Below are 9,639 nucleotides of genomic sequence, written 5' to 3'. Positions count from 1 at the left end.
TTACTCGATTGAAATTTTTTGATTTTATCAATATTATAAAACTTCCAATCTCATATTCATCAATGCATCGGAGGCACACATGGCTAGCACAAAGGTCACATTCAACTGGGAAGATCCTTTCTTGTTAGAAGCGCAACTCACCGAAGAAGAGCGAATGATTCAAAAAGTCGCGCACGATTACTGTCAATCAAAATTACAACCCAGAGTCCTAGAACAGTTCCGCCACGAAAAAACCGACGAAAGCATATTTCGTGAGATGGGCGAGCTTGGGCTATTAGGCCCTACCATCGGAGAACAATATGGCGGCGCAGGGCTAAATTATGTCAGCTATGGTCTGATCGCTCGTGAAATTGAACGCGTAGATTCTGGCTATCGCTCTATGGCAAGCGTGCAAAGCTCTCTGGTCATGGTACCTATTAATGAATTTGGCACCGAAGCGCAAAAACAAAAATACCTACCAAAACTTGCCACAGGTGAATATATTGGCTGCTTTGGTCTGACCGAACCAGATCACGGCTCCGACCCTGGCAGCATGATCACACGCGCCAAAAAAGTCGATGGCGGCTACCGTCTAACAGGCTCAAAAATGTGGATCACCAACAGCCCGATCGCTGATGTGTTCGTCGTCTGGGCAAAGGAGGTCTCTGAGTCGGGTGCGGTAGGCGACATTCGCGGCTTCATCCTAGAAAAAGGATGGGAAGGTCTGTCTGCGCCTGCCATTCATGGCAAGGTTGGGCTGCGCGCCTCGATCACAGGCGAGATCGTGATGGACAATGTGTTTGTACCCGAAGAGAATGCTTTTCCTGACATTCGCGGCCTAAAAGGTCCATTTACCTGCCTTAACAGCGCTCGCTATGGTATCGCTTGGGGTGCGATGGGTGCGGCAGAATTCTGCTGGCACACTGCACGCCAATACACACTAGATCGCAAACAATTCGGTCGCCCTCTGGCTGCCAACCAGCTCATCCAAAAGAAGCTGGCCGACATGCAAACCGAGATCGCCTTAGGGCTTCAGGTTGCGCTGCGCTTTGGGCGGATGAAAGATGAAGGTATCGCTGCTGTGGAAGGAACATCGCTCATCAAGCGCAATAACTGCGGCAAGGCGTTAGACATCGCCCGAACAGCGCGCGACATGATGGGCGGCAACGGCATCAGCGATGAATTTGGTGTGGCGCGCCACTTGGTGAACCTTGAGGTGGTGAATACCTATGAAGGCACCCATGACATCCACGCGCTTATTCTAGGGCGAGCACAGACAGGCATCGCTGCGTTCTGTAATTAGTCAGTAAGGAGCTTGCCATGCACGCATTACAAGGAATTAAAGTGCTCGACCTAAGTCGGGTACTGGCAGGACCGTGGTGTAGTCAGATTTTGGCAGATCTTGGTGCTGATGTCATTAAAGTGGAGCGACCATGCTATGGCGATGATACTCGCACATGGGGGCCACCTTGGATGCCTGACAACCAAGGCAATCAGACCCGTGAATCAGGCTATTTTCAATGCACCAATCGAAATAAGCGCTCTATCGCCATCGACATCACCCACCCTCAAGGTCAGGCATTGATACATGACATCGTCAACGACGTGGATGTGGTCATCGAAAACTACAAAGTCGGCTCCCTCAAAAAATACAGCCTAGACTACGATTCATTGCGCCAAATTAACCCACAGCTTGTTTATTGCTCAATCACAGGCTTTGGGCAGGACGGTCCTAGAGCCGATGAGCCAGGTTATGATTTTATCATTCAGGGCATGTCAGGGCTCATGAGCGTGACCGGTGAGTCAGATGATATGGCAGGCGGCGGCCCGCAGAAAGTCGGTGTGGCACTCGTGGACATCCAGACCGGGCTGTATGCCACGATCGCCATTCAGGCAGCACTGCTGGCACGGACTCACACGCAGCAGGGTCAGCATATCGATATTTCTCTTCTGGATGTGCAGGTCGCCACCTTAGCCAATCAGGGTATGAATTACCTAAGCTCTGGCAATATCCCAAAACGCATGGGTAACAAGCACCCCAACATCGTGCCCTATCAGACGTTCAAGGCAAAAGACAAATCATTCATCATCGCCTGCGGTAATGACAAGCAGTTCGTCGATCTGTGTTTGGCGATCGGACTGCCAAAGCTTGTTAGTACGGATAAATACCTTAAGAACCAAGATCGGGTAAAGTATCGAGATGAGTTAATCGAACAACTCTCAGCGCATTTTTTGACTCAAAATGCCGAACACTGGGTTGATCGCATTCATGCCGCCAAAGTCCCCGTAGGGCTGATTAATAATATCGAAGAGGCGCTTAATGAGCCGCAGATCCATCATCGAGGCATGGTGGTTAATATACCGCACAATCTTAATAAGGACTTTAAGACCATCGGATCGCCCATTCGCCTGTCTGGCACACCCGTGACTTATCGTCTTGCCCCGCCCCAGCTGGGTGAGCATACCTTTGAGGTGTTAGCGTCGTTTTGTGATCAGGATCAATTACACTCATTACAGGAGCAAGGCATCATCGAGAATCTACACAAGGATTGATGACAGCACAATAATTAGGTGCTACAATGAAATCGTTTTATGAATTTTACAAGGAGTTAATCATGAAACTAATGACCAAACTTATCACCGTCGCTGTATTTGCCTGCTGCCTCGCTGCTTGCCAAGGCGAAAAAGGCGAATCCAATTCACAAACTGCCCAAAGCCAAAACGCCGATCAATTGCAAACCAAGTTTTTGACCATCGGCACAGGTGGTGCATCTGGTCCATTCAACATCATCGGGACTTCACTCTCAGAATTATACGCTCAAAAGTTTGGTGTCAATTCAAAGACCCAAACCACAGGCGCATCTGTTGAGAATCTTAATTTGATCGACCAAAAGAAACTTGAGATGGCGTTTGTGATGAACGACTCGCTCAATGATGCTGTGATGGGCGTGGGCAGCTTCCAAAAGAAAGTGGAAAATGTACGCTCAGTCGCAGCGCTATACCCGAACTACGTGCAGATCGTCGCATCCAGCAAAAGCAACATCAGCTCCATCGAAGACCTTCGTGGTAAGCGCATTGCTGTCGGTGCACACGGTTCAGGCGTGGAGCTGTCCACACGAACGTTGCTTGAGGGCTTTGGGATTACTTATAAAGACATCAGACCTGATTATCTTGGCTTTGCTGAAGCGGCCGATGGGTTAAAATCAGGCAAATTGGATGCAGCATTTTTTACCAGTGGCATGCCCAATTCGTCCTTGATGGAATTGCAGCAAGGGTTTGATTTAAAGCTCATCGCCATCCCTACCGATAAGCTGACCGAATTCGCCAAAACCAAGACTTTCTTTGTGACTGAGACGATCCCCAAAGGCATGTACGGCAATGGCGAGGACATACCAACAGCCGCCATCTTAAACACGCTCGTGGTGCGCAGCGACCTAAGTGACGATGACGTCTATACATTAACCAAGGCCTTGTTTGAGAATCTAAACAAACTTCAAAACGCCCATCAGGCCGCCAACGGCATTCAGGTTGAAAACGCACAGCAAAATCTCATCGCGCCACTACATCCTGGTGCACAGCGATACTATGATGAGGTGGGTGCAAGCAAATAATCTTGATTAACTGCGAATCAAAAATGACCGCAAGGGCTGTCCTTGCGGTCATTTTGTTTAGCTGTGATAAAGTTTAAAACTGAAAGTCAGACAACTTTTGGCATTAAGATTTAAGCTTATCGCCCACCAAGCCCTTAACGGTGTTTAGGATGTCGGCAGGTAGGACGACGGTCTTGGCATTATCTGACTGCGCCATCTCGTTCATCGCCTTAATGTACTGCTCACCCAATAGATAGACCACAGGCATCTCTTTGCCATCCATCGCAGATGAGATTAGACGAATTGACTCTTCTGAACCACGTGCTAGGACCACCTGAGCCTCAGCATCACGGCGTGACGCCTCAAGACGACCATCTGCTTCTAAGATTGCCGCTTGTTTTTGACCGTCGGCGCGCGTAACCATGGCACGGCGCTGACGCTCTGCTGCTGCCTGCTCTTCCATCGCCATCTGCATGGTGGGGGATGGTTTGATGTCTTGAATTTCTACGGTTTTTAGGGTGATGCCCCAGTCGCTGATGTCGTCAGAGATGGCGTGTTTGAGTTGTGCTTTGATCTGATCTCGGCTTGATAAAGCATTGTCCAAGTCCATCTCACCGATGATCGAACGCAAAGAAGTCTGCACCAGATTGCGAATACCATGCTCATAATCCTCGATGCCGTACACCGCATGCGCAGGCTGCACGATATTGATGTACGCCACCGCATTGGCGATGATGACGACGTTGTCGCGGGTGATAACTTCTTGACTTGGTACGTCCAGCACGATGTCTTTGGTGGTGACTTTATAGGCGACACTATCAACATAAGGAATGATAAAATTAAGCCCCGGCTCTAGCGTCTGATGGTATTTACCCAGTCGCTGCACGATCCATTTTTCACCTTGTGATACCATACGCACCCCCTTAAAGATGGTAAATACCACAAAAATAATCAACACAATCAATACACTACCGAATTCAATCATCTCTTTGTCCTATCTTTTTATTATCATAATTCGCGTTCCACGTGGAACCATCATTAACGCTTGGAGACAAATAGCTCATTGCCAACGATGCGCTTCACCACAGCACGCTCACCCACTGCGATCACTTCATCATCATGAGTGCGACACACCCACTCGCTTGAGCCAAGCTGCGGTATGTTAAAGCGAATTTTGCCACGAGTACCGTCTGTTGGCTCGATGATGATGCCAATCTCGCCAATGATGGTTGCACCGCCAAGACCTGCCTTGGTGCGATTCTTGATGCGTGGTTGGATAAATTTAAACCACAAGGCACAAAACAGCACCGACAGCACCAACCACAACAGTACCGATGTTGTCACAGACAAGCCTAACAGCCAAGACAGCAGCGCCACAATGATCGCTGCCGCCCCAAACCACAACATAAAGAAAGTCGGAACGAACATCTCAGCGATCAACAAGATCACGCCAAATACCAACCAATACCAAGGTTCTATCGTCATCATAAATCCTTAAAATTCATTATGTTGCGGCTGTTGAATGCTTAATTACAACGCACCCAATACCTGGACAGGCAGCGTCACCACATCAAAGGCAAGCGCAAAAGGCAGTAGCACCAATTTCTCAGCACCTGTACGACCGCTGTTAGTGGTTGTTTGGGTATTCGTATAAATCGACACGCTGTACGGACGAGTCAATGGGCGGAACTGCGAGCGCACCAAATCAAGGTTGCTGACCTGTGGATATACCGCGCCTTTTAGTGGTACATCAAAGCAAAAACGCTGTGCATTCATGCGAGTATCGCTCTCGCTTGTGCATTCTTTTGCGCCATTTTGGATAAAGAACTGCATGTCACTGCGCTTAAATTCATCTTGTAGGCGCGCATAGGATAGCTTCATCGTGCCCGCGAATTTACCGTCATTATTGGCAGAATAAAATTCCAGCGCATTATCAACAGTGATGTTCTTAGGCTCTAGCTTGGTTAGCAGATTGACAAGCTTCGTGCCGCCTTCGGTTAGGACGTAGCTTTGTTTTTCGCCGACGATAACCACCGAGCTCGATGCCACGCCTGAATTAGCCGCAGGGCTGCCGAACGCGACAACGCGATCATCGATCAGCGTGGTTCTTTTGTTTTGGGTTTGGGTGGTGCGTGTGTCATCAAGCAAAGATGACGTCGCACAACCAGACATCAAAACTGCGCCAAGCGCACAAGTTAAGGCAACACGTTTCATAAGCACTCCTAAAATGGATATAAAATACTATAATGGATTTGCCAGTTCTTAGCAAGCCACTTGATTGTATTTTAAATTTGGGTTTACGAGTGTATTATTATTGTAAAGGCAAGTTGAAATGATGCGGATGTTTTGGGGTGATGTCTTGAAAATAGGCGTAAATTTTTGGGAGATCCTGCTCAATATCGCCCGTCGGATAGAACGGTGGCAAAAATCGCAGTGTCTTCGTGCGATAATCAAGCGCCGCAGGAATGATTGGCACGCCTGCACCCACCGCCAAATAATAAAACCCCGTTTTCCATTTATCCGTACGCATTCGGGTTCCTTCTGGTGCTAGCCCCAGAAATAGCGGCGCTTTGGTGGCGAAGCGATCAATATTCGCCTGAAGCACCGAACCTTTCTTGCCTCGGTCGATTGGCATGACACCTGCCCACGTCAAGAACCGGGATAGGATTGGCACGCCGAACAGCTCTTTTTTTGCCAATATCTTAATATCCACACCAAGCTCGACCAGCAGTGGCAGAGCGTATACACCATCTAGGTTGGAGGTGTGCGGCACACCGATCACCACAGCCTGATCAATGTTCGGTATCTGCCCCACGGTTCGCCATCCTGTGAGCCTATTAAATAAGTGTGCGATCTTTGGGGCAACCCCGCCATCCCTTTTGGGTATACGATCGCCGAGATCGGCATGGGATAACGGCTGCATCTTATACCGCCAAATCCGCCAAATCGCCCTTGCGTTCTAGCCACGCCTTGCGGTCGGACGCTCGTTTCTTTGCCAAAAGCATATCCATAACGCCACTGGTACTCGCAAAATCATCAATATCAAGCTGTACCAAACGGCGAGTATCAGGGTTCATGGTCGTCTCACGCAAATGGTCGGGGTTCATCTCGCCCAAGCCCTTAAAACGGGTAATTTGCGGTTTGCCTTTGGATTTTGTTTTTTTCAAAATGGCATTCAATTCATCATCGTCCAAGGCATAATGCACGTCCTTGCCGATGTCAATGCGATACAGTGGGGGCATGGCGACAAACAAATGCCCTGCTTCCACAAGCGCGCGAAAATGCTTGACAAACAACGCACAAATTAGCGTGGCAATGTGTAAGCCGTCCGAGTCTGCGTCCGCTAGGATACAGATTTTGTCATAGCGTAATTCGGATAAATCGTCAGACGCTGGGTCTACCCCTATGGCAATGGCAATGTCGTGTATCTCTTGGCTGGATAATACGGTGTCGTGCGAGACTTCCCATGTGTTTAGGATTTTACCACGCAGGGGCAGTATCGCCTGAAAATGGCGGTCTCGGGCTTGCTTGGCAGACCCGCCTGCACTGTCGCCTTCCACCAAAAACAGCTCCGCTCCGTCTTTAAATTCGCCCTTACAATCGGCTAATTTACCCGGTAAAGCAGGGCCTTGGGTGATTTTTTTGCGGGCGACTTTTTGGGCGGATTTGAGCCGTTTGCCTGCTTTACTAATGGCAAGCTCGGCAATGGCTTTGGCGGTGTCGGGGTGGGCGTTTAGCCACAGACTAAAAGTGTCTTTGGCAAGGGTCTGCACGAGCGGAGATGCTTCACGGCTTGATAAGCGTTCTTTGGTTTGACCGCTAAACTGTGGCTCGGCAAATTTTAAGGACAAAATATAATTGACCCCGTCCCACACGTCATCGGCAGTTAGGCGGACGTTTCTAGGCAAAAGACTATGAATTTCACAAAACTCACGCAGTGCGTCCGTAATACCCGTGCGTAGCCCATTGACGTGCGTACCACCTTGTGCGGTGGGTATTAGGTTTACATAGCTTTCCGTGATGGGCGTGCCTGATTCAGGTAGCCACGCTATGGCAAAAGTCGCTCCGCCACGTTCGCCCCCTGTCGGTTCTTGGCTAAAATAAAATGGCACCTCAGGGATAATGGCAAGCTCGCCAAGCTGTTCGGTGAGATACTGCACCACGCCGTCCGTGTATTGCCAGCTTTCGCTATCGGACGGTTCAATTTCATTGATAAAGTCAATTTTTAGCCCTGCCGACAGCACCGCTTTGGCTTTTAGGTTGTGTTTTAGCGATTTGATTGAGAATTTGGGATTGTCAAAATACTGCTCATCTACCCAAAATCGCACCTGTGTGCCACGTTTTTTCTTATTAGGGGACGGCTCGCTTGTCAAGGGCGTTGTCGGTACACCATGCTCAAAACTCATCTGATACTGCGTGCCGTCTCGCCACACCACCACGTCCACACGCTTGGATAGGGCATTGACCACGCTAATGCCCACGCCATGCAAACCGCCACTAATGGCATAATTATCCGTGCTAAATTTGCCCCCTGCGTGCAGGCGTGTCAAAATCAGCTCCACGCCCGACTGCTTAAATTCAGGGTGGATGTCGGTGGGCATGCCCCGTCCGTCATCAAGCACCGACAGCGAGCCGTCAGCGTGCAAGGTTACGGTAATGTGCTTGGCGTGTCCTGCCAACGCTTCGTCCACCGAGTTGTCAATGACTTCTTGGGCAAGGTGGTTGGGGCGTGTGGTGTCGGTGTACATGCCCGGGCGACGGCGGACGGGTTCTAGCCCTTCTAGGACTTCTAGGTTTTGGGTGGTGTAGTTGGTCATTGTGCTTTTATGAATGATAAAAAGGGGTATTGTAACCGATTTTGGCAGATATTTAAATTTGATGATTAAAATTCTGGTGGTGTTCTAAAAAGTATGCTAACTAAACATACCCATAATTAATGTAAAAGAAAGTCAAATCAAACGCTTTAAAATGATTGAGTAACCGTTTAGAGAAATTACAAGTTTTTCTAAAGGCTCGCCTAATACGACAGCGTATTCGGCAATTATTTCCTTCAATACCAACCGTAAAAAACTTACCAATGGATTGATTGAAACCTTTAAAATCTGTGATAAAACTGTCCCAGTTATCACTACAAATTCTAGCAGATTTGACACCGAGCGAGTGAAGTTTTGCTCTTAATCTTTTTACAGTTTTTAAGTCACGTTTACCCCAAACATAGGCAACAATTTATGATTATCCGCCAAATTGTTGCTTAAAAATTGCAATAACTCATTGATTTTTTCGTCTTTGGCGTGGCTAATCGGGCTGATGGCATTAAACTGAGCTTGACCGCCTTCTCGGTGTGGTGCGGAAACCAAATGTCTGGCAAGCTCATTGGCAATCTTCGCCCCATACAGCGTATGAATAAAATACAAGCAACAATCCAAGCCCGCAAACGCTCCTACCGATGTCAAAATATTGCCGTCATCAATATCAATATAAATTTTAAAATTTTTCTAATCATTGATTCTTTAATTTCATAAAACAAAACAAACCATTAAGCAGAAATTCTGCCTAATGGTTTGTTACATGCGGCTAATTCTAGCCCTTCAAACTCGCCATATCAATCACAAAGCGGTATTTCACATCAGATTTTTCCATGCGCTCGTAAGCGGTGTTGATGTCTTGCATGTTAATCATTTCCACGTCCGGCTCGATATTGGGTGCGGCACAAAAATCCAGCATTTCTTGGGTTTCGGCAATGCCGCCAATCACAGAAGCCGAAATGCTGCGGCGACCTAGAATCATTGGCACGGTGTTGATGGTTTGTTCCAATTCGCCGACCAAGCCAACCAGCACCAGCGTGCCGTCGAGTGCCAAGGTTGGTACATAAGGTTTCAAATCGTGGGTGTACGGCACGGTATCGATGATTAAGTCGAAGGTGTTGGCCACGGCTTTCATTTGCTCTTCATCGGTTGACAACACCACGTGGCTTGCACCCAAGCGGAAGGCATCGTCGGATTTGCCAAGCGAACGGGTGAACAAGGTCACTTCCGCGCCCATTGCTTTGGCCAATTTCACCGCCATGTGA

General features: G+C 48.4%; 10 protein-coding genes and 1 pseudogene. 3 read left to right on the top strand and 8 right to left on the bottom strand.

Features of this window, described 5'->3' with window-relative positions; all coding sequences use genetic code 11:
• Window positions 1-79 precede the first annotated feature (79 nt).
• The 3 genes from GY683_RS09265 to GY683_RS09255 all read left to right on the top strand — a co-directional run bounded on the left by GY683_RS09265 (window position 80) and on the right by GY683_RS09255 (window position 3,590).
• On the top strand, window positions 80-1,282 hold the full coding sequence (locus GY683_RS09265; RefSeq protein WP_297288451.1) for an acyl-CoA dehydrogenase: 1,203 nt from the start codon (window positions 80-82) through the stop codon (window positions 1,280-1,282).
• A 17-nt stretch (window positions 1,283-1,299) separates the two neighbouring features.
• Window positions 1,300-2,532, top strand: a complete 1,233-nt coding sequence (locus tag GY683_RS09260; protein WP_297288450.1) for a CaiB/BaiF CoA-transferase family protein — start codon at window positions 1,300-1,302, stop codon at window positions 2,530-2,532.
• A 62-nt stretch (window positions 2,533-2,594) separates the two neighbouring features.
• Window positions 2,595-3,590, top strand: a complete 996-nt coding sequence (locus GY683_RS09255; RefSeq protein WP_297288449.1) for a TAXI family TRAP transporter solute-binding subunit — start codon at window positions 2,595-2,597, stop codon at window positions 3,588-3,590.
• A 103-nt stretch (window positions 3,591-3,693) separates the two neighbouring features.
• Here GY683_RS09255 and GY683_RS09250 read toward each other — a convergent pair whose 3' ends face one another.
• The 8 genes and pseudogenes from GY683_RS09250 to GY683_RS09215 all read right to left on the bottom strand — a co-directional run.
• On the bottom strand, window positions 3,694-4,551 hold the full coding sequence (locus GY683_RS09250; RefSeq protein WP_297288452.1) for an SPFH domain-containing protein: 858 nt from the start codon (window positions 4,549-4,551) through the stop codon (window positions 3,694-3,696).
• A gap of 56 nt (window positions 4,552-4,607) precedes the next feature.
• The gene (locus GY683_RS09245) at window positions 4,608-5,054 is read right to left on the bottom strand and encodes an NfeD family protein (protein WP_367274166.1); all 447 of its coding nucleotides are present in this window, start codon (window positions 5,052-5,054) and stop codon (window positions 4,608-4,610) included.
• A 45-nt stretch (window positions 5,055-5,099) separates the two neighbouring features.
• Window positions 5,100-5,783 (bottom strand): hypothetical protein, encoded by a 684-nt coding sequence (locus tag GY683_RS09240; RefSeq protein ID WP_297288447.1) that lies wholly within the window; start codon window positions 5,781-5,783, stop codon window positions 5,100-5,102.
• Window positions 5,784-5,880: 97 nt separating this feature from the next.
• Window positions 5,881-6,492 carry a 1-acyl-sn-glycerol-3-phosphate acyltransferase gene (locus GY683_RS09235; protein ID WP_297288446.1) on the bottom strand — a complete coding sequence of 204 codons (612 nt, stop codon included), beginning with the start codon at window positions 6,490-6,492 and terminating at the stop codon, window positions 5,881-5,883.
• Between the two features lies 1 nt (window position 6,493).
• A complete protein-coding gene (gene parE / locus GY683_RS09230) occupies window positions 6,494-8,386 on the bottom strand; it encodes a DNA topoisomerase IV subunit B (protein ID WP_297288445.1) in 1,893 nt (630 codons plus the stop codon).
• Window positions 8,387-8,486: 100 nt separating this feature from the next.
• Window positions 8,487-8,795, bottom strand: a pseudogene (locus GY683_RS09225) (IS1 family transposase); the annotation flags it as partial.
• On the bottom strand, window positions 8,762-8,983 hold the full coding sequence (locus tag GY683_RS09220; RefSeq protein ID WP_297288444.1) for a hypothetical protein: 222 nt from the start codon (window positions 8,981-8,983) through the stop codon (window positions 8,762-8,764). The pseudogene GY683_RS09225 and the gene GY683_RS09220, both read right to left, overlap by 34 nt.
• Window positions 8,984-9,149: 166 nt before the next feature.
• The coding region (locus tag GY683_RS09215; protein WP_297288443.1) for a zinc-binding dehydrogenase at window positions 9,150-9,639 on the bottom strand (490 nt) is incomplete at its 5' end.

It is taken from the genome of Moraxella sp. (genome assembly GCF_024227015.1).
Lineage (GTDB): Bacteria > Pseudomonadota > Gammaproteobacteria > Pseudomonadales > Moraxellaceae > Moraxella.
This window is presented reverse-complemented; position numbering and strand designations above follow the sequence as displayed.

Excerpts from the sequence above, each read along its gene's own strand:
- GY683_RS09245 (WP_367274166.1), bottom strand. The coding sequence starts at position 5,054 with ATGACGATAGAACCTTGGTATTGGTTGGTATTTGGCGTGATCTTGTTG.
- GY683_RS09235 (WP_297288446.1), bottom strand. The coding sequence starts at position 6,492 with ATGCAGCCGTTATCCCATGCCGATCTCGGCGATCGTATACCCAAAAGG.
- GY683_RS09265 (WP_297288451.1), top strand. The coding sequence starts at position 80 with ATGGCTAGCACAAAGGTCACATTCAACTGGGAAGATCCTTTCTTGTTA.
- GY683_RS09260 (WP_297288450.1), top strand. The coding sequence starts at position 1,300 with ATGCACGCATTACAAGGAATTAAAGTGCTCGACCTAAGTCGGGTACTG.
- GY683_RS09255 (WP_297288449.1), top strand. The coding sequence starts at position 2,595 with ATGAAACTAATGACCAAACTTATCACCGTCGCTGTATTTGCCTGCTGC.
- parE (WP_297288445.1), bottom strand. The coding sequence starts at position 8,386 with ATGACCAACTACACCACCCAAAACCTAGAAGTCCTAGAAGGGCTAGAA.
- GY683_RS09240 (WP_297288447.1), bottom strand. The coding sequence starts at position 5,783 with ATGAAACGTGTTGCCTTAACTTGTGCGCTTGGCGCAGTTTTGATGTCT.